Raw genomic sequence first — 24,314 nt, 5'->3', positions numbered from 1 at the left:
TTTCAATTATCCAATATCTTTAAAATGGCTTTCTTAAAGCCTTCATCACAAATCGCTATAGCTGCTCTATCAGTTTTTCCAATAGAATTTGCCATCTCATCTTTTGTAAGTTCTGTATATCTCAACAAAACTTTACTATTTTTTGCCATTTTTTCATATTTAGCTTTTGTCGCATCAGCAACATCATTTGCCAATAATATCAATTTAATATTATTTTTACTACTTAAAGCTTTTTCAATGACAAATTCTCCAGACATAACTTTACCAGCACGACATGCAATGCTTACAATATTTATTAATTTAACCTTATTATTCATCAAGTTTGGCAAATTCCTCTTTTAGCTGTTCATATACTGAATTATCTATCTGACATTTAAAAGATTTCTCTAAACGACGCTGTTTCACTGCTGTATTTAGACATTCAATATTCTTACAAATATAAGCACCACGTCCAGATTTCTTACCTGTGAAATCTACACTGAATTCACCTTCTGGACTTTTAACTATACGAATCATTTCACGTTTATTATGAGGTTCTTGACAACCCACACATAAACGAACAGGAAGTTTTTTCATTACTTATCGCTCCCTATTATTAATCTACAGAAAAAGATTCTTCACTTACAACATTAACCATGTTCATATCGTCTGAATCAAAGCCTTCTTCTGCAGCTTGAGTTTCGCTCTTAATGTCGATTTTCCAACCAGTGAGTTTTGCAGCCAATCTAGCGTTTTGTCCTTCTTTACCAATAGCTAAAGATAATTGATAATCTGGTACGATTACTCTAGACATTTTCTTTTCTTCATTTACTGCAACAGATACAACTTTTGCAGGACTTAAAGAATTTGCTATATATTTTGCTGGGTCTTCATTCCATTTTACGATATCAATTTTTTCGCCACGAAGTTCATCTACTACTGCTTGAACACGTAAACCTTTTTGACCTACACAAGAACCAACTGGATCGATTTCTTCATTTGCAGAAAATACCGCTATTTTGGAACGCATGCCTGGTTCACGAGCTACAGATTTAATTTCAACTGTACCTTCTTGAATTTCAGGTACTTCAAGTTCAAATAATCTTTTCAATAAGCCAGGATGTGTACGAGATACTAAAATCTGAGGACCTTTAGAAGTTCTCTTTACTTCTACCACATAAACTTTAATGCGGTCATTATGTTTATATTGTTCTGTGCTGATCTGTTCAGATGGTGCAAGTACAGCTTCTGTTTTACCAAGGTCAATAAATACATTATGACCTTCCATTCTCTGTACAGTACCAGTTAAAATATCACTAGAACGGTTAGAATATTCCTCATAAATAATACCACGTTCTGCTTCTCTAATACGCTGTACTACTACTTGTTTTGCAGTTTGAGCTGCAATGCGTCCAAAGTTAGCAGGTGTTACTTCTACTTCTACTACATCATCTAAAACAATGCTTTCGCCAAATTGTTTTTGAGCTTGTAATAAAGAAATCTCTGTAACTTTATTTTCCACTTTTTCTACAACTTTTTTCTGAGCGTATACATGAAATTCGCCAGTTGCTCTTTCTAAATACACACGCACATTAGAAGCAGTGTTGAAATTTCTTTTATAAGCAGATACCAATGCTGCTTCTACTGCTTCAAATAATACTTCTGGTGCTATGCCTTTCTCCTGTCCAACTTCTTTTAACGCATCTAAAAAGCCTTTATCTTTGGTTGCCATTTAATTACATTTACTCCTTAATCTTAATTTAAAAATCAATATGCAATCTAACTAAAGCAATATCTTTTAATGCTATTTCTCTAGTTTTATCAATAGTAATAATATCTTTTGTATAACCAGTTAATTTACCAGTCAACATTTTTTCACCATCAATAGCCTTATATAATGTAATATCTACCACTTTGCCCATTTCGCGTTTAAAATCTTTTTCTTTTTTCAACGCACGGTCAAGTCCTGGTGAAGACACTTCCAAAATATAGCGGTCATTGATAATATTTAATTCTTCAAGCTTTTCATCCAGTAGGCCGCTTACTTCCTGACAATCATCAAGGCCAATGCCACCTTCTTTATCGATGTATACACGTAAAAACCAATCACGTTCTTTTACATACTCTACATCAACAAGTTCATAATCAGTATTAGCTAAAATTTCTTCAGCAATTTTTTCAACTGCTTCTTCCACACGATTTGCCATCGAAACACCTCCTGTAATATTATCCCCAATATAAAGTAAAGAGTGGGCGTCTACCCACTCTTTAAGGAATAATCAAATTAACTTCTTTAACTAGTATAGCATAGAAAATTTATCTATGCAAGATTTTATACATTTATACAAAAAATATCTCTATAAAATAATTTCTACTATTTGCAATAGCTTATCATCATATTATTAAATCTGAATTATTTCATTTAACTTTTTCTTTTTCTGAGTTCATCTAATTTTGCCATGACTTCATCATTTATTCTTGAACCGATTTCACTTCTTCTCAATGGCAATACATGCTCACCTGTATATTCATCGCGAATATTTTTTTTGCTATGTTTTATTCTTCGCCATAATTCATTTGCAGAAATACGATATGCTCCTGCTCCTAAAATCAAAGACTGCTCTGCTCCATCAGAAGTTACTACATATACTTCTCTACCATAATATTTAGTAGCTTCATATACACTGCGTTCAATATAACTATCAGCTGTCTCTTTTTCCTTTGTATAAACTACTTTACAATGTTTAGATTTTTCTTCGACATTTTCTTCCGCATTAGTATATTGTGCATCAAAAACTATAGTAATATCATATTTTTCATATTGTCCATATTCCATTAAAAGATGAATTAATTTTTCTCTAGCAAAATCTAAATCATCATTGATGAATTTCTTTAAACTTTCCCATGCATTTATTATATTATAGCCATCTACTACCATGTATTTTTCATGTCGATTTGGTGTCAAATATGTTCTACTTCTATTCATAAGCTATTATTCTCCAATTCAATTTTTTGACATTTCTTATTATACCATAAATACTATTATCTTTGCTTTATACTCTTTCCTATGTTAAAATTTATATCAGTTAATTTTGAATTTATAGGAGGAATTCTCGTGGCTATTTTAGATATAAAAAAAGCTGGTGACCTTGTTTTAAAACAACAAGCTCAACCAATTGAAAGAATTGATAAAACAATCCGTACTTTACTTGATGATATGGCAGAAACTATGTATAAAGCTAATGGTGTAGGTCTTGCTGCACCACAAGTTGGTCAATCTATCCAAGTAGTAGTTATCGATGTAGGTGAAGGACTTTTAGAACTTATCAATCCTACTATTATTCGCAAAGAAGGCACTGAAATAGACACTGAAGGCTGTTTAAGTGTACCCGAAATTTATGGTGAAGTAGAACGTGCTGCTAAAGTAAGCGTTGAATATTTAAATCGTCGTGGAAAACGTCATCGCATTACTGCTACAGGACTTCTTGCACGTTGTCTTCAACACGAAATAGACCATTTACATGGAAGATTATTTATCGATATTGCCAATAATCTTCATAAAGCTCAAAAATAAGAGGTGTTTTCCATGCCAATAAAAAATATTGTTTTCATGGGTACTCCAGAATTTGCTGTACCTTGCTTAGATATTTTAAATCAACACTACAATGTAACTGCTGTATATACACAACCAGACAGACCAAAAGGACGTGGTCAAAAATTAGCTATGTCCCCTGTCAAAGAATATGCTCTAAAACATAATTTACCAGTATATCAGCCAGAAAAAATCAAAACACCAGAATGTGTAGCTGAGCTTCGCGAATTAAAACCTGATTTAATTATCGTTGTCGCTTTTGGTCAAATTCTCTCTAAAGAAATACTTGATATACCGCCACTTGGTTGTGTAAATGTACATGGTTCATTATTACCTCGTTGGCGCGGTGCAGCTCCAATCCACTGGTCAATCATCAGTGGTGATAAAGAAACTGGTATCACTACTATGTATATGGACGTTGGTTTAGATACTGGCGATATGATATTAAAAGCTACTACTGAAATCACTCCAGATATGACTACAGCACAACTTCATGACAAATTAATGGTTCAAGGTGCTGATTTATTATTGCAAACAGTTCAATTAATCGAAGAAAATAAAGCTCCTCGTGAAAAACAAGATGACAATTTATCTTGCTATGCTAAAATGTTAAACAATGATAATTGTCGCATTGATTGGACAAAATCTGCCCAAGATATCCATAATTTAGTACGTGGATTGAATTCTTGGCCAGTCGCTTATACTACTTTAAACAATAAGAAATTTAAAATCTGGCAAACAAGAGTAACTACAGGAACTGGAAATCCTGGTCAAATCATAAAATTAACTAAACAAAGTATTATTGTAGCTACTGGTGAAGGTGCGATTGAACTTCTTGAAATTCAGCCACCTAATAAAGCAAAAATGCCAGCAAGTTCATATATAAACGGTCATAAACAAGAACTTGAAAATAATGTATCTTTTATCTAAACGTAACAAGCGAAAGTAGCCTAGCTATTTTCGCTTTCTTACTAATTTTTTACCAATTTTACACTACACGAAAGATTAGGATAAACTATATGTATAATGATATTTTAAAAAATACTAAAAAACGCTTATTTATAAAATTAGCTACTATTAGCTTATTTAGTATAATGTTTTTCACCTATTTGATTATTTGGTTATGTTATCCACGCCTAGTTGTTTTAGACTTAGCTTTTATTGCCCAATTAGCTTTTACCATTGTTAGCATAGTATTTATTTTCTGTTGTCTATTCATTTTAAATATGATTTTCAACATAGCAAATATAAAAGCCTTTTCTTTTCTTGATAAATATATCTTCAATTTTATCAATTTTCTTTTCCCTATTATCATATTGTGGGGAAAAATCTTCGGCATAGGACGACGTGAAATTGAACGTTCTTTTATTGCCTTAAATAACTATATACTCACACATAAAAACATCAAAGTAGAAGCTAAAGACTTATTAGTTATCTCCCCACACTGTCTACAACTAGCAACTTGCCCACACAAAATAACTCATGACATCAATAATTGTAAGCATTGCAATCAATGTACTATTGGACCATTAATCGATATGGCAAATAGAATGGGTTTTCATTTCCGTGTAGCAACAGGTGGAACTTTAGCTCGTAAAATCGCCAAAGAACTCCGCCCTAAAATGTTATTAGCTATTGCTTGTGAACGTGATTTAACAAGTGGCATACAAGACGTATATCCTCTACCAGCTGCTGGAGTTTTAAATATTCGACCTAACGGCCCTTGTTATAATACCACTGTAGATTTAGAATTAGTCGAACAAACAATTAAACAATTTATTAAATAACAAAAAAGTTGTAATCGCTTGATTATATATCATTTGATTACAACTTTTTTATTTCTACTGTTTTTTAGCCATCAATTCAGCATACATATCGCTAATGGTTTTTCTGTATACAGGATGTAATTTATACGGAGCAATCTGCATTAATGGTTTTAATACAAAATCACGATTTTTCATATCTGGATGCGGAACTATCAAATCATCTTCACTTATAATATCATCATCATAAAAAATTATATCTAAATCCAAAGTTCTAGGTCCCCAATGTATTTTACGTTCTCTACCTGCATGTTCCTCTACTTTTTGTAAAATCTGTAATAATTCATCTGCTGGTAAAAGTGTTTCTATCTTCATAACACCATTTAAAAATACATCTTGTTCCACATTTCCATATGGTTCTGTAACAATTTTATCTGAAATAGCCACTATATTTATTTGCGGTAAATTGCTCAAAGCTTCAATAGCTTCGTCTATAAATTTCTCTTTATCTCCTAAATTAGAGCCGAACGCTACAAAAGCTTCATGCCAACCACGTTCAATTTCTACAGATACGGACTCAAATTCCTTTTCAATAGGTGCATGTGGCTTTCTGATTTCTAATAAAACACTTTTTACTAATTTAAACTCCAATAATAATGCCTGTGCTAATTGTTCAGCTACAGTTTCAATCAAATCATAAGTATGCTTAGTCATAAAATCATGAATAAAATCGCATACTGTTCCATAATTAGTAGAAGCGTCTAAATCATCATTCATGCCAGCTTTTCTTGTATTTGTATATAATTCAGCATTAACATAAAAATACTGACCTTTTTCTTTTTCTTCATCATATACTCCATGATAAGCATATACTTCTAAATTATCAATGCGAATTATATCCATCAAAAATTACCTCCAGCATATTTTATAGCTTCTGCCATTTTTATAGCTCTTAAATTTTCTTTTATATCATGAACTCGTACAAAATCATAATCTGCTAACACTGCCATAATAGATGTAGTAATTGTACCTTCTACTCTCTCATCAGCAGGTAAATCCAAAGTCAATCCTACCACAGATTTTCTTGAAGCTCCTAATAATAAAGGAAAATTCAATTTGTGTAGACTAGATAAATTTTTTAACATAATTAAATTTTGCTCATATGTTTTAGCAAAACCAATACCAGGATCTAAAATTATTTTATCTTCTTTTATTCCAGCTTTTTGAGCAATATCTATAGTTTCTTGTAAATCCTCCACTACATCAGTCAAAAAATCTTTATAATTCGTATCTTTGCGATTATGCATCAAACAGCAAGCTGCATTATTTTCTGCTATAACTTTAGCCAAAATATCATCATATTTTAAGCCCCAAATATCATTGATTAAATCAGCACCTGCTTTTATTCCTTCTTTAGCTACATTTCCCTTATATGTATCTAAAGATATCGGCACATCAAACTCTTTTTTCAAATTTTCAATAACAGGAACAATACGTGATATTTCTTCATCATCACTCAAAAGCGTATATCCAGGTCTTGTTGACTCCCCACCAACATCTATGATATCTACACCCTCTTTTATCATTTCTTGTGCATGAAATAAAGCTTTATCTAAAGAATTAAATCTACCACCATCGGAAAATGAATCAGGTGTTACATTCAAAATTCCCATAATATAAGTATGTCTACCAAAATCAAACTCTCTACTACCAATTTTCATAAAAAATACCTCAAATAATTAATATTTTAATTTTAAATTTTTCTTTTCATCTTTCCAATTACAAATAGGCTCAACTTGACAACAAAAACAAGCCCTGCTCATTTTATCAGCTCGATACAATAACCCATTTAAATTCTTTTCTTCACTAGTTTTACTATCTCTATGTTTTAAAATAGCTTCAATGATTTGATTTTTTTCTTCTACAGTGAAATCACAATCATCTAAAATTAAAGGAGCAATCTGCGCACTAGATATTTCATGACCAATTCCTTGACGATATTGAATATGACGACCAATATCATGTAGTAAAGCTGTCGCATAAATCATATCATCACTAATTTTTAAATCTTCTTTTACATTTAAAATCATCATCAATCTAGCCACATCTAAAAAATGACTCATGTCATGTCGGCAAAAAATACGATTTGTTTCCTCTTTAGCTATCTCTTTATAACATTTCTTAAATATTCTATGTTGTATAATCGTATTTTTACAATCAAAATTCATCTTCTTTGCTCCCTAAAATTCTAAAAAATACATATAAATCATTATAAAAGAAATCCTACAATTAAACAATAAAAAAACGACTTCTACTCAAATTATCATAGAAGTCGTTTTTTATTACACTAATTATTTATTTAATTTCGCAGTGATAACACGACGAGCAAATTCAATAATTAATAAAATATTTACTAATAAGCCAAGCCATTGAGCTGTATCACCAAAGCTATCGCCTACCATACGAAGTGGAGCTTCACTACCGCCAGATGTTACAGAAACAACGATAACACCAGCAAGTAATACACCCATTAAAGATTCACCAACGATCATACCAGAGGCAAATAAGATACCACGACGATTGCATGTATCTACATCATCAGCAACATTCTGAGGGCTACGAACTTCTGCACGTTTACGTAAATAACGATTTACTACATAAGAAAGTACAGCACCTACTACAAGTGGCATCTGTAAAGTTGGAGGAAGATATATACCCATACCTACAGCAAGAGGTGGTAAGCTAAGATTTTTTGTAGATTTTTTCAAGAGTACATCAATGATGATAATGATAATACCAAAGATTACACCATAAAGAATATATGACCAATCCATGCTATTATTGAAAATACCTTTAGCAATTGTTGCCATCAAAGTAGCCTGTGGAGCAGACAATACCTGATTTGGATCCATATCAGGACGAGGCATTGCACCTGGGAAACCATATGCTTCATAAAGTAAGTTGAGTACAGGAGCAATAGCAATCGCACCAGCGATACAACCGATTAATAAAGCTACCTGCTGTTTCCATGGAGTTGCACCAACAAGTAAACCAGTTTTTAAATCCTGTAAATTATCATTAGAAATAGCAGCAATACTTGTAATAACACTTGTAATAAAAATAGCAAATGCAGTAGCAAATAAAGTACCATATTCAGAGCTGAATAAACCTGCAAGGTTACCTAATGCTAATACTACAAGGGAAGAAACAATGATACCTAAAATACCAATACCAGAAATTGGACTGGAAGAAGTACCGATAAGACCTGCCATGTAACCGCAAGCAGCAGCTACGAAGAAGCCCATACCTACAACAACAATAATACCAACTACTATGTACAACAAAGTCATACCTGTGGATAAATTGCCACCAGCTAAGAAGGAATAGAATACACCTATTAAACCGATAATGATTAATACGAATACAATACCAATGCTTTTTGGTGTCATATCAGTATCCATACGATGTAAATTATCGTTAGATACACTATTATCAGATACAGCTTTAATAGACATTTTAATACCATCTAAAATAGGTTTTAATAAAGTAATTAAAGTCCAAATAGCAGCAATACCAATTGTACCTGCACCCATAAAACGAATTTTAGAAGACCAAATGCTAGTAGCTACTTCACCAATATCTACACCAGTTGGAATATCAGATATAGACATGAAATATGGTACAAAACCTAACCAAGTAACAACTAAACCAAATAAAATTGCTAAACCACTAGCAAGACCAATAAGGTAACCTGCACCTAATAAAGCAGGAGAAAAACCTAATGGAAGACAAGTTACTACATTTTTGCCCAAATGAATCCAATTCATCATTTCAGCGGAAAGATATCCAAATCCACTAGAAAATAGATTAATAAGTGCAGCGATAACACCACCACTTACAATATCTTTCATGCCAGTAACGCCTTTTTTCTCGCTAACACTAGCACTACCAACTTTCAAAATTTCAGCAGCAGCACGACCTTCTGGATAAGGCAAATCTGTATTAACTACCATTGCACGACGAAGTGGAATAGTGAATAATACCCCTAAGCAACCACCACATGCGCAAATCATTAAAGTTTGCCAAAATTGGAAGCCTTGCCAATAACCAATCATCAATAAACCAGGAATAACGAAAATTACTGCGGATAATGTACCAGCAGCAGATGCTTGAGTCTGTACAAGGTTATTTTCTAAGATATTAGAATCCTTGCACATACGCAAGATAGCCATAGAAATAATTGCAGCTGGAATAGCAGAAGAAAATGTAAGTCCTACTTTCAATCCTAGATACACGTTAGATGCAGTAAATACTATTGTTATAAATAAACCAAGTATAACCCCTCTAAGTGTAAGTTCAGGCAATTTTAATTCATGGCTCATGAAATCATGATTTTTCATAAATAAAATCTCCTTTTTTATAAAATCATGATATATTGTACAATAGTATTGTACAAAGTGCAATACTAAATACACATTAAAAACATTTTTATTTTTACATAAATTACGTAAAAAGCTCTTGTTTTTTACTAAAATTTTATATAAAGCAAACAAAAATCTAATAAATACAGATTATTTTCTTAGAAATTATATTTTTATTTATCATAATGTCCATATTAAGAAGAAAATACCAATTTCACAAGTTAACAATTTATTTATATCCATTAACAGCATAAACTTAATGTAAAGTTATATTTTACAATCCAGTACTCTGTTAAAAGACATTCTTATTTTATTATATTTTAGTAATACTTTAAATTTATTATCGAAAAAAATGAAAAAATATGCATTAATTATTAAAGTTATTTTATTGCTATTAAAAATAAAAAACTCCCCATAAAATCTAAAAAATAAAATTCTATGGGAAGTTTTCCTAAAATAATTATTTAACTTCTTTATATTTATCAATCTGTTGATTTAATAATTCAATATCATCAAAATAATTTATTTTCATAGCATCTTTTACTTCATGCAACGTTTGTTGAGCCACTTCACGAGCTACTTCAGAACCTTCTTTTAAAATCTGATATACATAAGCAATATCTTTTTGATATTCTTTACGACGATTTCTAATTGGTTCAAATTCTTCTTGTAATACAGCATTCAAGAATTTTTTAACTTTAACATCACCAAGACCACCACGTTGATAATGAGCTTTTAATTCATCTAAATTATTATAATCAGGTAAATATTTAGCAAAATGTTCATCTTTGCAGAATGCATCTAAGTAAATAAATACTGTATTACCTTCTATTTTACCTGGGTCAGAAACTTTGATATGGTCAGGGTCTGTATACATGCTCATTACTTTTTGTTTAATGACATCAGCTTCATCAGATAAATAAATGCAGTTTCCTAAGGATTTACTCATTTTAGCTTTACCATCAATGCCAGGAAGACGCAAACAAGCTTTATTATCTGGAAGTAAGATATCTGGTTCTACTAAAGTTTCTGTATTGTATAACATATTAAAACGACGAACAATTTCTCTTGTCTGTTCAATCATTGGTTCTTGGTCTTCACCAACTGGTATAGTTGTCGCTTTAAAAGCTGTAATATCAGAAGCCTGACTTACTGGATAAGCTAAAAAGCCAACAGGAATACTTGCTTCAAAATTACGCATTTGAATTTCAGATTTAACTGTAGGATTTCTCTGTAAACGAGATACAGTAACAAGGTTCATATAATAACATGTCAATTCGCAAAGCTGTGGAATTTGTGATTGCACAAAAATTGTGGATTTTTTAGGGTCAATGCCACAAGCTAAATAATCCAAAGCTACTTCTAATACATTCTGACGAACTTTTTCTGGATTATCTGCATTATCTGTAAGTGCTTGAGCATCAGCAATCATAATGAAAATCTTTTCAAATTCTCCAGAATTTTGTAATTCTACACGTCTTTTTAAAGAACCTACATAATGACCAATATGTAAACGACCAGTAGGTCTATCTCCTGTTAAAATAATTTTACCCATAATTAACCTCCGCAATCTATTACTAATAAACTTTATTATTAATATTTATATATTTAATATAATATAGATTTAAATCTCTTTTGTAAATATCAATTTAATTAAGTACTTATTTTTCTTCATTATTATATATCCTTGATAAAGAAATTTTATATTATAATATAAGTAAATACTATTTATATTGGAGATGATTTTATGGCTAGAAATTTACCTCAACAATTGCGTTATGACAAATTAGGCCCTAATGTAGTAAAAGCTCTAACTAAACGTCATTTTGAAGCTTATTACTGTAGCACCAAAGAAGAAGCTTTAGCCCAAGCAATTAAATTAATCCCTGAAAAAGATGTTGTTTCATGGGGAGGCTCTATTTCTATTGATGAAATTAATTTATTATCCTATATAAAAGAACATTATCAAGTAATTGACCGCGATAGTGCCAAATCACCAGAAGAACGACTTGACCTCATGCGTAAAGCTCTACTTTGTGATACTTTCCTTATGAGCTCTAATGCTATCAGTGAAGATGGTCAATTAGTAAATATCGACGGCAACGGCAATCGTGTTGCTGCCATGATTTATGGACCTAAAAACGTAATCATAATCGCAGGTATGAATAAAGTAGTAAAAACTCTAGATGATGCTTATGCTCGTGCTAGAAATATAGCCGCTCCTAGCGTTGTGCAACGTTTTCCTAATGCTAAAACACCATGTAATCAGACTGGTGCTTGTCATAATTGCTTATCTAGTGATAGTTGCTGTGCTTATATGGTTACTACTCGTATTTGTCGTCCAGCCAAAAAAATAAAAGTTATCCTAGTAGGCGAAAATCTAGGCTTATAATAAAAAGCTCTCAGAATATCTGAGAGCTTTCTTTATCTTTGTGATATAACTAAGCCAACAATAGCTAATATCATACCTATTAATTTATATAAAGTTATTGGCTCATTTAATACTAAATAAGCAGTAATTACTGTTACCACTGGGCAAGCATATATATATACTGTAGTCTTTACCACACCTAAATACTTCGTAGCGAAATTCCATGTCAAAAAACAAATTGCTGAAGCACCAATTCCTAAATACAACATATTTGCTAAATTTACTGGTTCCAATAAATAAATTAAGTCAATATTAAAACCCATAAAAATAACTGGTGGTATCATTAAAATTACACCATAAAGAAAAATTTCTCTTGTAATAACTATCATATCATAGCCAAATGCACAAATTTTCTTTAATACTACAGCATAAACAGCCCATAAAACAGCAGCTCCTAAAGCTAAGATATCGCCTTTAGGATTGATATTCAAACTACTTTCTTCTAAGGCAATAAATACTATACCTATCATTGAAATTATAAATCCTACAATAAAAGGCCCTGTTATTGCATGTTTTCGCAATGTAAAACTAGCTAAAATAGCAGCAAAAAAAGGAGCTGTTGATGAAATAATTCCAACATTTGAAGCATATGTATATGTCAATGCAATATTTTCCATCAAATAATATAAAGTAATTCCTGATAATGCTGCCACTACCAAATATAAACGATGTTCTTCATGTCTTAACTTCAAAGGTTCTGGTCTGATTATATATAAAATACTAAGACCGATTACAAATCTTGTTAATAATATCTCAATTGGCGAAAAATCTACTAATAATATTTTAGTGGATATAAATGTTGTTCCCCAACAGATGATTGTAAATAGTGCCAATAAATGACCTTTCATCGCTACTCCCATTAGTAAAGCCCCTTTTACATTAAATTTTGTTCTATATATTTCAAACAATACGCTTTATTTTCTAAAATTTTATAAATAGTATTATCGTATAAATATCTATCATGTTCTTGATTATAAAAAGCTTTACCTGTTTGAGTTTCTTTTATTAACCAACCTTGTTTTTCCATAAATATATAAAACTCTACTTTAGTTTTTATATTTAATTTATTTATATTATCAATTGTTTTTATTAAATTCTCTATCAAATTATAAAATCCTTGTTTTTTTTCGGATAAATATATTTTTTTATCTAAATCATATTGAAGAGTTTTTCCCCATATCATTTCAATATTACTACGTAGAATTTTATCATCATGAAAAGTTTTAGCTAAAGTTTTATCACTAACTTTTCTATTTTCATCAATATAATTAAAGATTAAATCTTTCTTTAAACGTTCATGTTCCAATTTTATGCCAACTTTTAATAATTCCTGCTCAAAATATTTAAAGTCTTTATTTCTACTTTTATTTAAAATAGCTATTATTTTATCATAAACTGTTTTCTGCCACGTTAAATCTCTAAATTGTTCTCTTAAAAAGCTATATTTTTTACGCATATTATATTCATGATTTTTATTTTGAGCAAATATATCTCTTTCAATGACTGATAAATTATATTCTCTACATAATTCATCAGAACTATATTTTAATTTTTCTAAAGTTTTATTGGCATGTATTTCTATTGTCTTTCCTGTTATAGCATTTACTGAATTGATGATAAAGTGATTATGTATATGTTCTGTATCTAAGTGAGTACATATACATACTTCAAAACCATCTTGAGCAAAATTTTGCATTGCCCATTTTTTTCCTATTTCATGGGCTTTTTCTGGAGTTATTTCATTTGGCTTAAATGATTGCTGAAAATGTTTATACATTTCACTGTTTCTATTATCTATTGCTTTTCGATATAGCTCTTTTGTTGCTATCATTGTATCATATATATTTTTTAATGAACCCCAACAATTCAACGGAGTTATTAATTTTTTCCCTGTTATTGTAGTTATTTTTTCTTCATTAGCAATATAATTTAGAGCTGATTTTAGACTTGCTTTTGTTTTTCCTGCTTTAACGACTTTAATAATTGCCAAAATTCATCACATCCTTGCTGGATTTCTTGTAGTAGTTTTTCTGTATTTTCATCTTTTGTTTCTATTTTATTAGATAATTCGTTTACTTTATTTCCTAGGTATTTTATTTGCGATATTGTTTGTTCTAGGTTGGGTATTATGTATATTGGGTTGTTGTTTATGCTGTCTATTATTAGCTGAGTTTTTGATATTTGTGTTTGTTCTAGTTTTTGTTTTATTAATTCATTTTGTTCGGGAGTTAATCTTATATTTAATTGTAGGCGAGGAGATTTTTTTTTCATTTTTTATTCCTTTCTTCGTCTAGACTTTTGCTAAGCTTGTTTCTTTACTTCTATCCCTTTCTTTTACTATATATTATGATTCTTTTTTCTGCAATATTTTTGTAGACATTTTGTTGTTTTTTATATTATAATTTAGTTAATGGATAATAATTATTATTTTATAAGAAATATTGATTTTATATTGTAGGTGATTTTATGTTAGATACTGTTATTATTGGCAGTGGTCCTGCTGGTCTTGCTGCTGCTATATATGCTTCTCGTGCGGCTTTGAATTATGTTGTTTTGGAAAAAGCTGGTTATAGTGGTGGTCAGATTGTTACTACTAATGATTTAGATAATTATCCTGGTATGCCTAATATTGATGGGGCTTCTTTTTCTATGGCACTTCAAGAACATGCTGAAAAATTAGGTGCTGAAATTAAAGAAGCGACTGTAACTGCTATTAAACAAAATGAGGATAATTCATATACTGTAGAAATCGAAGGTCAAGCACCTATTTTAACTAAATCTGTCGTTTTGGCTACTGGTGCTAATCCTCGTACTTTGAATGTTCCTGGAGAACAGCAATATTTAAGCCGTGGTGTTTATTATTGTGCTACTTGTGATGGTGCTTTTTATCGCAATAAGACAACTGCTGTTATCGGTGGCGGAAATACTGCTCTTGAAGATGTTTTATTCCTTGCCAAAATCTGTGAAAAAGTTTATTTAATCCATCGTCGTGATGAATTGCGTGGAGATAAACATTCCCAAGAAAAAATTTTTGCTATGCCAAATGTGGAATTTGTAAAATCTGCTTTGCCAAAATCTATCAAAGGGGATAAAAAAGTTTCTGCGATTGAAATCGAATATAAAAAGACTGGCGAAATTGTAGATATTCCTGTAGATGGAATTTTCGTAGCAGTGGGCATGATACCTAATAATCAATTAGTACCTGATTTTGTCAATACTGATGATGCTGGTTATGTTATTGCTGATGAAACAGGTAAAACAAATGCCAAAGGATTTTTTGTAGCTGGTGATTTGCGTACAAAAGATTTACGTCAAGTTTTAACTGCTGCTTCTGATGGTGCCAATGCTATTAAATCTGTAACAGATTATTTAAACGAAATTTAATTCTATACTCAAAGAGCAATACTAATTGTTAAATGTAAATTATTAGTATTGCTCTTTTTTACTGTACTTTACTTGTGAAAAGTTTTAAAACTAGTTATAATTAATTTACTTAATTTATATTAGGAGAGTGCTTTACTTTGATTAAAGTTAAACTTATGAAATATACTGCTGAACCAGAGCGTACTGTAGCTATGGCAGCTCGTCTTTGTTATTCTCCTGCTGGTGCAGAGGAATTATCCGAAAAAATGACTGATGAACAAGTTACTAAACTTGTAGAAAAAATTATCAGCATGGGTCATGCTTCCACTATGGAACATGTTACTTTTACATTTGCCATTGAAGGTATTTCTCGCGTACTCACTCATCAATTAGTACGCCATCGTATTGCTTCTTATTCTCAACAATCTCAGCGTTATGTAAGTGAACATGATTTTGAATATATTTTACCGCCATCAATCGCTGAAAATGATGAAGCTAAGGCAAAATTTGAAAATCTAATGCATACAATTCGCCAAACTTATGATGAATTAGTAGCTATGGATGTTCCTAAAGAAGATGCTCGTTATGTTTTAGCTAATGCTACAGAAACGAAAGTTTTAGCAACATTTAATGCTCGTTCACTTCTTAACTTCTTCTCTCTTCGTTGCTGTAATCGTGCTCAATGGGAAATTCGTCAAATGGCATATTTAATGCTTGCTGAAGTAAAAAAAGTAGCTCCACTTTTATTCAAAAATGCAGGTGCAACTTGTGTTCGCACTGGTCGTTGCCCTGAAGGTGCTATGACTTGTGGTAAATTTAAAGAAATGCTTAAATTACGTGAAGAATAATTTATAAAATATTAATAAAAAAGGAGATTATCATGCGTCCAACAAAAAATAAACCTAAAAAAGATAAAAAAAATAAATTTGTAGTAAGTCCTCGTCCGAAGAAAAAAATAAATGATACAAAACAAATTAAACCTAAAAAAGTAGAAATCAGTGAAGATATCTTACTTGGTCGCAATGCTGTTCGTGAAGCCTTAAAAAGTGGTCGTTCTATCAATCGCATCTTGATCGCAGATAGCGCACATGGTGGTTCTATGCCTGAAATTATGACACTTGCTAGAGAACGTCGTATCATTGTACAAAATGTAAATACTGAAAAACTTGATCAAATCTGTGGCGGTCAACGTCATCAAGGTATTGCAGCTTATGCAGCTCCTGTTGATTATGTAGAACTTGATGATATTTTAAATCTTGCTAAAGAACGCAATGAAGATCCATTCATCATCTTATTAGATGAATTAGAAGACCCTCATAATCTCGGTGCAATCTTACGTACTGCTGATGCTGTTGGTGCTCATGGTATTTTAATTCCTAAACATCGCAGTTGCCCATTATCTTCTATCGTAGCTAAAACTTCTGCTGGAGCTTTAGAATATGTTCCTGTAGCTCGCATTGGTAATGTAGTACAAACTTTAGAAGAATTAAAACAAAAAGGTCTTTGGGTAGCTGGAGCAGACATGGACGGTACAGAAAATTATTATGATGCTAATATGACAGGCCCTCTCGTTTTAGTTATCGGCAGTGAAGGTCGTGGTGTTAGCCGTCTTACAAAAAATGCTTGCGATTTCATCGTCAAAATCCCAATGCGTGGCAAAGTAAACTCTTTAAATGCTTCTAATGCTGCTGCTATCTTAGCTTATGAAGTTTTAAAACAACGTACTTTAAAATAATTTATTTATATTTATTTGAGCAAAATCTTATTTTATCTTAAGTGGTGATTATTTCATGCTTTATAATGAACGTGTAGAATTAATCTTGCAACAAGTACAATTACAAGCTATTGTAAAAATCAATGATTTAAAAGATTTATTAAATGTTTCTGTTGATACTGTTCGCCGTGATTTAAAAACTATGGAACAAAGTGGTCTAATAAAATGTATACGTGGCGGTGCTTGTTTACCTGATTCATTGCCGTCTTTATCCAATTTTACCGGTAGGGAAGTTCTCAATATAAAATTAAAACGAGAAGCTGCACGAAAAGCATTAGCTTATATTAAACCCAATGCAATCATTGCTTTAAATTCCGGAACAACTAATACTATATTAGCCCAAGAATTAGTTTTTAAAAAAGATAATATTACTGTCATTACTAATAATTTAGCAGCCATTAATATTTTAATTCAAAATCCAGCAATAAAAATTGTTTCTATTGGCGAAATTATTGATTCTCAAGAAAAATCAACTTATGGTACTACTTGCGAACAAGAATTTGGTCAATATTTTCCTGATATTGCCTTTTTATCTATTAATGCTATAAATTATAAAGATGGCTTCACCGATTTTCGCATGTCCGAAATAGGTATTATTAAATTATTATCTCAACGTTCAGAAAAAGTAATTGCCATAATGGATTCTAGTAAGATTGGCAAACGTTCAAAACAAAAAGTATTAAATCTAGATAATGTTGATTTATTATTAACAGATGATAATATCTCACCAATATTAAAAGAAAAATATAAAAATAAAGGTCTTCTCATTGAATAAAAATGGCCATTTTCCTTATCTCTCATTTAGAAATTTGGAAAATGGCTATTTTTTATGGAATTAAATTACCTTTTATGCTTCTCCACCATGAAATTGTCCTATATGCTTCCAAAGTTTTTTCTACTTCTATTGGTTCATTTCCATCTAATTTACCTATATCTACAGTATTAAGCCAAACACTATCATTAAAGCCTACATTTGCTCCTCTTGTTAATGATTTACCTAAACTATAATATTCAAAACCTTGTGGCGCTATCAATTCAAATATAGTTGCCCCAATATTAATATGACCGCCAGCCACTTCATCTGATAATATATTCTTTGTAATACCATCACCATAAATGACACATGGCACAGTATATCTATTAAATAATGTTGGCTTTACTTCTATATTTGTTCTATCAGCATGATCACCAGTAATTACAAATAGATTTTCTTTAGGATATGTTGTTTCAATATCTTCAACAAAATTGCCAATCACTTTATCTGTATACCAATAATGACCTAATTTATTTAATAAATCTTCATTATTTTGCACATTTACAGGTAATTTAGCTCGCACTTCTTCTTTCGGAAAACCTGCTTTTGCTAAATCTACACTATAAGGCGCATGATTTGATACAGATAAAATCACATATACTGTAGGTTCATCATTTTGAGCTACTTCTTGCTTTAACTTATCAAAAATAAATTCGTCATCACAGCCCCATACATTACCTGATGGATATTGATAATCTGATGCACAATGAAATTCATCAAAGCCTTGTGCCAAAGCAAAATCTTTTATTCTTTCCCAACCACTAAAACCAGCATACCAAAACTGTGTTTTATATCCTAATTTTTTTATCTGCGGCGCAAAAGATGTAGCATATACCTGCTTATATGACTCATATTGATGATTAGGATATATATTTACATCAGATAAACCACAAATAATAGCATTTACTGCCATAGGTGTAAATGCACCATTAGGCATAAAATTATGTGTATATGTTGCATTATCTTTTTGCATAATAGCTCGCACATTTTCGCCTAATTGCAGATTTGCATATTTATCTAATAATGGCCATTGAGCAAAACTTTCACCGATTATAATAAATATATGCTGTTTTTTATCAATTATATTACCATGAGCTTGATATACTAAATTACTATCAATTTGACTTAAGTCTTGTTTTTGCAGACGATAAGCATCACTATTTTTCGCTAAAAACTCTACATTCTGGGTAATATTTTCTTTATGCACGCCATAAATCACGCCATTATCAATACGTTTTTTAATAGAATATCCTCGATAGATAGCTTGCATATCATCTAAAATTATCTCATTAAGAAAAGTATCCTTTGTCTTTGCACAGTTTTCCCAATGAATGGATTTTGCATAAGAAAAACTAGCACCAAAGCGTACAAATAAAGCAAAAACTAAAGTAAATACTATAACTGATATTTTAAATATAAAACTTTTTTCAAATTTAAAAGATTTTTTTATCCACTGCCAAGCAAGATACTTTTTCAATATATATACGACTATAGCTGTAAATAAAATAATGATTACTGTACCTTCCAATAAATGATATTGCTCTATCATTGTATAAAATAAAGCTTTTACATCATCATTTACAGCATTAAATACCATTTCATTAAAATTAGTATGAAATTCCCTATAATAAAAATATTTTGCTACAAATAAAAAATTCAATATAAATAAAAATACTGCTGATAGTCCTAATCTCAATTTATCTAAATGCTTATTTATCAACCAACCTATTAATGTAACAAAAATAAATGTAAATAGCATAAGCACGCCTGCTGTTTTTAAACTAATTCTTGCCCCATAATAGATAGTCAACAAAATATCATTTAAATTTATATCACCAGCATAACTTTTCATCGTTATCAATGAAATTACACGTAATAAATTTAAATATAACCAAACAAAAATAAATAATTTGAAATCTCTCTTCAAATTATAATTAAAACTCTCCCATTTTAACTGCAAAATCATTCTCCTAACTTATAAAAAATTATTCATTAACAGCTTTAATTAAATTTCTCACTAAATTTTCATCTACATAATCATAACAAGCTTTATTTTCACCTTGAGCAAATGCATAATTCACAAAATCACCAAAAGTTGTTTTATCTTCTTTCCATGCCCTACAAGATGAATGTATCTGCTTTACTTTTGTATATTCTATTAAATCTTTTGCATTATCTTTATTAATACCACTACCTGCTAAAATCTCTATTTTTGCTCCTACTGTTTTTTGTAAACTTCTAATCAATTCTTTGCCTTCTATAGCTGTTGCTTTCAATCCACTAGTTAATACTCTATTTATGTTTAATTTTATTAATTCATTTATAGCTGTTTTTTCATCTTTTACACAATCAAAGGCTCTATGAAATACTGCTGTCTTTCCATAGGAATGTACTAGATTTACCATTTTTTGTGTACATTCTAAATCAATCGCTCTATCTTCAGTCAAAAAGCCAAAAGCTAATCCATCAGCACCATGCTCTAATAAAGCTTTTGCTTCGGCAAAAATCTGCTTTTTTTCTAAATCACTATAGCAAAAACCAGCTCCTCTTGGTCTTACCATACAAATAACTTCTAAATCTGTATTTCTTTTAATTAATTCTAAAGTAGCTATACTTGGCGTAAGTCCTCCTAAATGCAAAGCTGAATTTAATTCTATTCTCTTTGCTCCACTTCTATAAGCATTTATGGCATCTTCATAACTACCACAACAAATTTCAATCATTCTATTCATTTTACGACCTCACTTCATTTTATATGCTTATTATATACTATTTTGCTAGTATTTAAAAATATATGTTATAATATAGTATTATATATCTTTAATAAAGGAGAAAAAATCATATTATGTTAAAAGACATAGCAGAAAAATATTACATACAAGGTTATAATTGTGCAGAAAGTCTTATTCGTGCAGGTAATGAATATTATAATTTAAATCTTGATGAAAAGGCTCTAAAAATGACAGGCGCATTTGGTGGTGGTTTCCATGTTGGTGATGTATGTGGAGCTTTAAGTGGTTCAGCATGTGTTATCTCAAGTAAATATATTGAAACAAGAGCTCATGAAACTACTCACTTAAAGCCTATAATGTTAAACTTAGTTAGAGCATTTCAAAATCATTTTTCTTCAAGACTTTGCTGTCAAATTAAAGCAAAACATTACTCTCAAGAAGTACATTGTTTAAATACAGTAAAAGCTACAGCTGAAATTCTTGAACAAGTTTTAACTGAATACGAAAAAAGTCATTAATTGAAAACCTAATCTCTAATTATTCTAGAGATTAGGTTTTTTATTTACAATCTTGCTTGCACTCACTACAACCATTACAGATAAGTTTACTAGCACATTCATTACATTTTAGTTTAAAACTTCTTTTATACAATTTTTCCTTGTCTAATAATCTCCCAAATTGGTCATATAATTTAAAAACTATTTCTTTGCCTTGATAATTCATTTTAGATTTAAAAGCCATCTTACTTTGTAATTCCTTTGAGGGCAAATTATATATTTTTTTATCTTTCATAAAAACTGTTCCTGTTTCCATAAAACAAAATGTAATATTTGCTTTTACACATTCTTGGCGCAAGTTTTTCACCCAATCGAAATTACAAACTCTAGCTCCATTATAATTTTCTCCGCCACAAATTACCTGTTCAATTTCTCCATTTTTTAAATATTTTTCTATACTTACATTTTCCAAAAATGGAGCAACAATTATCCCTTTATGTTTAAATGGCAAATTCAATAATATTGGTATTCTCTCATCTGCACGCTTTTGATTTTCACAAGTTACATGCAAAAACACATTTTCCCAACCATCGTCCCAATTTTTAGGTAAACATGCTCTTATTCTTTCTGCTCTTTTTGTTATCAATATAAATATAACATCACTTCTAGCTTTTATTATTCTCCATGCTTCTTCTCGCCACTCATCAGCTTCTTTTAAGAAAAAATCTGATGTCATACAAACCCTTATTTGTTCACCACTTTTTATCTTATATTCGCCTTGTCTATTTTTAGCTAATGGATAATAAAAATTTGCCTTTACTTTATAGATGTAGGCTCCACTATTACCTCTTATCTTATCTAGATAATACATATAACAATTTTTACAGCCCTCACTATATTTAAAACAACCATGCCATGGGTTCCATATGTCATGCATCATTTCACCTTCTAAAAATAATAAGCCCCAAAATCTAATAAATAAAAGTTTCTAGGGCTTATATATTCTATCTCTTCCTTAAATCTTTTCCACCGCAAATAGGGCATTGTTCTTTTTTAAACAAAAAATAATATATAGCATAGATAAAAATCCAACTGCCACCAGTAATTACTGATAAAAATATAAATAAAAACCATGATGGTCTTTTCACTGGAGAAACCATTTGATTACAGTATGGACAATATTTCATAAAATCACCTCATTAATTTATTTAAATAAATACTTATCTTAACAACACTTCAAAACTCTGGATATTTCCATATTTTTAAAATTATATCCGTCAATATATTTGTTCTTCGTTGAATAGCTTTTTTATTCCATACATCACATTGAGCAATGCTTTCATTTAATTTTAAATGACTATGCTTAAATCCACTCTCACCATTTACTTTTTCCACAAAAGATTTATTGCTCATTTCTGCATTATATCCCGTTATCGTCAAATTGCCCAAAGTATGCAAATACAAGCTATGCACCTCTTGCCAATCTTCGCCTAACATTTGTTGCCATAACAGATTATGTTCTATATTTTGAGGCATAATATGTTCTATAGTGTAATTTGCTGTATTTAAATCAATGGGCTCTTTATGATAATAATTTTCTAACGCTTCTAGTAAATATTTACGCAAGCGAAAATGATATATATCCTTCGTTTGCAATTTTTCTCGAACTTCATAATCAGATGGAAATCGTTTATAACTTGATTTAAATACAAAAGCCTTGATAACACTATTTACATAATCATCTTTATCCACAGATTGATATAAAGTAGCAAAAGTTTTGCTAAGTGAATTTGTCGGTATTTCACAAATAGCTCTACGCCATAAATAACTTATCACTACTTGCAAAATCTTTTTAAAATCTTCTTTAATCAATATCTGACGACTATAATCATCATACAATTTCAATAAAAATGGATATACTACATGACTATCTAGTTTCTTAAATTCTTGCCAATATAGTTTAAGCTCATCATCTTTTTCTTGCAATAAATCAATGCAAGCATAGTATTTGGCATAAGTAAATAAATCCCTCAAAACTGCGAATTTCTCACAATTATTATCTAAATAATAACGCTTAAAATTCTCATATACATTATTTATCTTACAAATATAACCTGTATCACTCTTTAAAGTTAAAAAATCACGGATAAAATAATCAAATTTATTTACATCATTTTTATAAATGTCTTCGCCAAATAATTCTTCCATAGGTTTCCAATATGTTTTATACAATCTAGTTTGCTTTTCTGGCGTCAAATCCATCAATAAATAATTGCGTAATAAATCCGTTTGCGATAAATCTTTACCTGTAGAATTCATACTTTCAAAAATCATCTGAGGATTATCGCTATCTTTATCCAAAGATATTGACACTAAACTCAATTTAAAAATACCTGCATAAATTTCATCAATTTGCCCATCTTGTTTTATAAAATCTTCTATATGTTCATAAAAAAATTCATAACATTTAATGATATTTGTAGCAGGCTTATTCACTGTAAATATTGTATTATCTATTAATTTTATATACGTTTCCTTATCTTGCACATTCAACAATAATTTATATCTATCTTCATCTATTTCATCACTATTATATAAAAATTGATTTTTTATCTTTGCTAAATTGATAAGCTTAGTTTCTAAATTGAATTTCTGCACATAATCTTTTATTGCACATAATAAAATAGAAATTGTCGTCAAACGTTGTTGACCATCAATCAATAATAATTGTTGAGGTCGTCCCGCTGGCGTCCCCATATCAATATATACAATAGAGCCAATAAAATGATTTTGTTTTTCTTTAAATTTACTAGCACGTAAAATATCAAACCATAATTGTTCATATTGGCTTTTTTGCCAACTATAATTTCTTTGAAAGATAGGTACTATAAACTGACGAGATGTATTTAATAATTTATTTAAAGTTGTTTCTCCTGCTTGCAAAAAAT

27 protein-coding genes are annotated in these 24,314 nt (G+C 30.4%); 9 read left to right on the top strand and 18 right to left on the bottom strand.

What is annotated here, in order from left to right:
- Positions 1-2: 2 nt before the first annotated feature.
- The 5 genes from F553_RS0103595 to F553_RS0103575 all read right to left on the bottom strand — a co-directional run bounded on the left by F553_RS0103595 (position 3) and on the right by F553_RS0103575 (position 2,965).
- Entirely contained in the window at positions 3-317 is a 315-nt protein-coding gene (locus F553_RS0103595; protein ID WP_018999034.1) for a L7Ae/L30e/S12e/Gadd45 family ribosomal protein, read from the bottom strand.
- The gene (rnpM, locus tag F553_RS0103590; protein WP_018999033.1) at positions 310-576 is read right to left on the bottom strand and encodes an RNase P modulator RnpM; all 267 of its coding nucleotides are present in this window, start codon (positions 574-576) and stop codon (positions 310-312) included. The genes F553_RS0103595 and rnpM overlap by 8 nt, the downstream gene beginning before the upstream one ends.
- A 19-nt stretch (positions 577-595) precedes the next feature.
- Positions 596-1,711, bottom strand: coding sequence for a transcription termination factor NusA (gene nusA, locus F553_RS0103585; RefSeq protein WP_008538080.1), 1,116 nt, complete (start codon positions 1,709-1,711; stop codon positions 596-598).
- 28 nt (positions 1,712-1,739) lie between these two features.
- Positions 1,740-2,186, bottom strand: coding sequence for a ribosome maturation factor RimP (locus F553_RS0103580; protein ID WP_018999032.1), 447 nt, complete (start codon positions 2,184-2,186; stop codon positions 1,740-1,742).
- 215 nt (positions 2,187-2,401) lie between these two features.
- A complete protein-coding gene (locus tag F553_RS0103575; RefSeq protein WP_018999031.1) occupies positions 2,402-2,965 on the bottom strand; it encodes an NYN domain-containing protein in 564 nt (187 codons plus the stop codon).
- A gap of 129 nt (positions 2,966-3,094) precedes the next feature.
- Between F553_RS0103575 and def the strand changes: the two genes are divergently transcribed.
- The 3 genes from def (at position 3,095) to F553_RS0103560 (ending at position 5,358) form a co-directional block, all read left to right on the top strand.
- Positions 3,095-3,553 carry a peptide deformylase gene (def, locus tag F553_RS0103570; protein ID WP_018999030.1) on the top strand — a complete coding sequence of 153 codons (459 nt, stop codon included), beginning with the start codon at positions 3,095-3,097 and terminating at the stop codon, positions 3,551-3,553.
- Positions 3,554-3,565: 12 nt separating this feature from the next.
- A complete protein-coding gene (gene fmt / locus F553_RS0103565; RefSeq protein ID WP_018999029.1) occupies positions 3,566-4,501 on the top strand; it encodes a methionyl-tRNA formyltransferase in 936 nt (311 codons plus the stop codon).
- An 89-nt stretch (positions 4,502-4,590) separates the two neighbouring features.
- Entirely contained in the window at positions 4,591-5,358 is a 768-nt protein-coding gene (locus F553_RS0103560) for a DUF116 domain-containing protein (protein WP_018999028.1), read from the top strand.
- Between the two features lie 54 nt (positions 5,359-5,412).
- Here the strand turns inward: F553_RS0103560 and folK are convergent, their stop codons facing one another.
- From folK to trpS, 5 genes are all read right to left on the bottom strand, one after another.
- The gene (gene folK, locus F553_RS0103555; protein ID WP_008538086.1) at positions 5,413-6,237 is read right to left on the bottom strand and encodes a 2-amino-4-hydroxy-6-hydroxymethyldihydropteridine diphosphokinase; all 825 of its coding nucleotides are present in this window, start codon (positions 6,235-6,237) and stop codon (positions 5,413-5,415) included.
- On the bottom strand, positions 6,237-7,055 hold the full coding sequence (folP, locus tag F553_RS0103550) for a dihydropteroate synthase (protein ID WP_018999027.1): 819 nt from the start codon (positions 7,053-7,055) through the stop codon (positions 6,237-6,239). The genes folK and folP overlap by 1 nt, the downstream gene beginning before the upstream one ends.
- A gap of 18 nt (positions 7,056-7,073) precedes the next feature.
- The gene (locus F553_RS0103545) at positions 7,074-7,562 is read right to left on the bottom strand and encodes an HD domain-containing protein (protein WP_018999026.1); all 489 of its coding nucleotides are present in this window, start codon (positions 7,560-7,562) and stop codon (positions 7,074-7,076) included.
- Positions 7,563-7,685: 123 nt separating this feature from the next.
- Positions 7,686-9,734, bottom strand: coding sequence for an OPT family oligopeptide transporter (locus F553_RS0103540; RefSeq protein ID WP_018999025.1), 2,049 nt, complete (start codon positions 9,732-9,734; stop codon positions 7,686-7,688).
- A 481-nt stretch (positions 9,735-10,215) separates the two neighbouring features.
- On the bottom strand, positions 10,216-11,310 hold the full coding sequence (gene trpS / locus F553_RS0103535) for a tryptophan--tRNA ligase (RefSeq protein ID WP_018999024.1): 1,095 nt from the start codon (positions 11,308-11,310) through the stop codon (positions 10,216-10,218).
- Positions 11,311-11,502: 192 nt separating this feature from the next.
- Here trpS and F553_RS0103530 point away from each other — a divergent pair, with 192 nt between their 5' ends.
- Positions 11,503-12,147, top strand: coding sequence for a lactate utilization protein (locus F553_RS0103530; RefSeq protein ID WP_018999023.1), 645 nt, complete (start codon positions 11,503-11,505; stop codon positions 12,145-12,147).
- Between the two features lie 32 nt (positions 12,148-12,179).
- Here F553_RS0103530 and F553_RS0103525 read toward each other — a convergent pair whose 3' ends face one another.
- The 3 genes from F553_RS0103525 to F553_RS0103515 are packed head-to-tail and all read right to left on the bottom strand — an operon-like array spanning position 12,180 to position 14,457.
- Positions 12,180-13,046 carry a DMT family transporter gene (locus F553_RS0103525; protein WP_026296915.1) on the bottom strand — a complete coding sequence of 289 codons (867 nt, stop codon included), beginning with the start codon at positions 13,044-13,046 and terminating at the stop codon, positions 12,180-12,182.
- Between the two features lie 14 nt (positions 13,047-13,060).
- Entirely contained in the window at positions 13,061-14,176 is a 1,116-nt protein-coding gene (locus F553_RS0103520; protein WP_018999021.1) for a relaxase/mobilization nuclease domain-containing protein, read from the bottom strand.
- The gene (locus F553_RS0103515) at positions 14,128-14,457 is read right to left on the bottom strand and encodes a plasmid mobilization protein (RefSeq protein ID WP_008538096.1); all 330 of its coding nucleotides are present in this window, start codon (positions 14,455-14,457) and stop codon (positions 14,128-14,130) included. The genes F553_RS0103520 and F553_RS0103515 overlap by 49 nt, the downstream gene beginning before the upstream one ends.
- A 195-nt stretch (positions 14,458-14,652) precedes the next feature.
- On the opposite strand from F553_RS0103515, the gene F553_RS0103510 reads away from it, so the two are divergent.
- The 4 genes from F553_RS0103510 (at position 14,653) to F553_RS0103495 (ending at position 18,098) form a co-directional block, all read left to right on the top strand.
- Positions 14,653-15,570, top strand: coding sequence for an NAD(P)/FAD-dependent oxidoreductase (locus tag F553_RS0103510; RefSeq protein ID WP_018999020.1), 918 nt, complete (start codon positions 14,653-14,655; stop codon positions 15,568-15,570).
- A gap of 140 nt (positions 15,571-15,710) precedes the next feature.
- Positions 15,711-16,397 carry an FAD-dependent thymidylate synthase gene (thyX, locus tag F553_RS0103505; protein ID WP_026296914.1) on the top strand — a complete coding sequence of 229 codons (687 nt, stop codon included), beginning with the start codon at positions 15,711-15,713 and terminating at the stop codon, positions 16,395-16,397.
- Between the two features lie 32 nt (positions 16,398-16,429).
- Positions 16,430-17,284: a 23S rRNA (guanosine(2251)-2'-O)-methyltransferase RlmB gene (gene rlmB / locus F553_RS0103500; RefSeq protein ID WP_008538099.1), complete on the top strand. Its 855-nt coding sequence runs from the start codon at positions 16,430-16,432 to the stop codon at positions 17,282-17,284.
- A gap of 55 nt (positions 17,285-17,339) precedes the next feature.
- Positions 17,340-18,098: a DeoR/GlpR family DNA-binding transcription regulator gene (locus tag F553_RS0103495; protein ID WP_018999019.1), complete on the top strand. Its 759-nt coding sequence runs from the start codon at positions 17,340-17,342 to the stop codon at positions 18,096-18,098.
- Positions 18,099-18,150: 52 nt separating this feature from the next.
- On the opposite strand, the gene F553_RS0103490 is transcribed toward F553_RS0103495, so the two are convergent.
- A complete protein-coding gene (locus tag F553_RS0103490) occupies positions 18,151-20,064 on the bottom strand; it encodes an LTA synthase family protein (RefSeq protein ID WP_244263931.1) in 1,914 nt (637 codons plus the stop codon).
- Positions 20,065-20,122: 58 nt separating this feature from the next.
- Positions 20,123-20,869 (bottom strand): copper homeostasis protein CutC, encoded by a 747-nt coding sequence (locus tag F553_RS0103485; protein ID WP_018999017.1) that lies wholly within the window; start codon positions 20,867-20,869, stop codon positions 20,123-20,125.
- Positions 20,870-20,982: 113 nt separating this feature from the next.
- Here F553_RS0103485 and F553_RS0103480 point away from each other — a divergent pair, with 113 nt between their 5' ends.
- The gene (locus F553_RS0103480) at positions 20,983-21,387 is read left to right on the top strand and encodes a C-GCAxxG-C-C family protein (protein WP_018999016.1); all 405 of its coding nucleotides are present in this window, start codon (positions 20,983-20,985) and stop codon (positions 21,385-21,387) included.
- Positions 21,388-21,427: 40 nt separating this feature from the next.
- On the opposite strand, the gene F553_RS0103475 is transcribed toward F553_RS0103480, so the two are convergent.
- The 3 genes from F553_RS0103475 to F553_RS0103465 all read right to left on the bottom strand — a co-directional run bounded on the left by F553_RS0103475 (position 21,428) and on the right by F553_RS0103465 (position 24,309).
- Positions 21,428-22,303 carry a DUF5131 family protein gene (locus F553_RS0103475; protein ID WP_018999015.1) on the bottom strand — a complete coding sequence of 292 codons (876 nt, stop codon included), beginning with the start codon at positions 22,301-22,303 and terminating at the stop codon, positions 21,428-21,430.
- Positions 22,304-22,370: 67 nt separating this feature from the next.
- Positions 22,371-22,553: a hypothetical protein gene (locus F553_RS0103470; RefSeq protein ID WP_018999014.1), complete on the bottom strand. Its 183-nt coding sequence runs from the start codon at positions 22,551-22,553 to the stop codon at positions 22,371-22,373.
- Positions 22,554-22,602: 49 nt separating this feature from the next.
- On the bottom strand, positions 22,603-24,309 hold the full coding sequence (locus F553_RS0103465; RefSeq protein ID WP_018999013.1) for a DUF262 domain-containing protein: 1,707 nt from the start codon (positions 24,307-24,309) through the stop codon (positions 22,603-22,605).
- Positions 24,310-24,314: the final 5 nt, after the last annotated feature.

It is taken from the genome of Megamonas rupellensis DSM 19944 (assembly GCF_000378365.1).
In the GTDB taxonomy this organism is placed as follows: domain Bacteria; phylum Bacillota; class Negativicutes; order Selenomonadales; family Selenomonadaceae; genus Megamonas; species Megamonas funiformis.
Note: the sequence above shows the minus strand (reverse complement) of the source record. Positions and strands in the feature narration are given on the sequence as shown.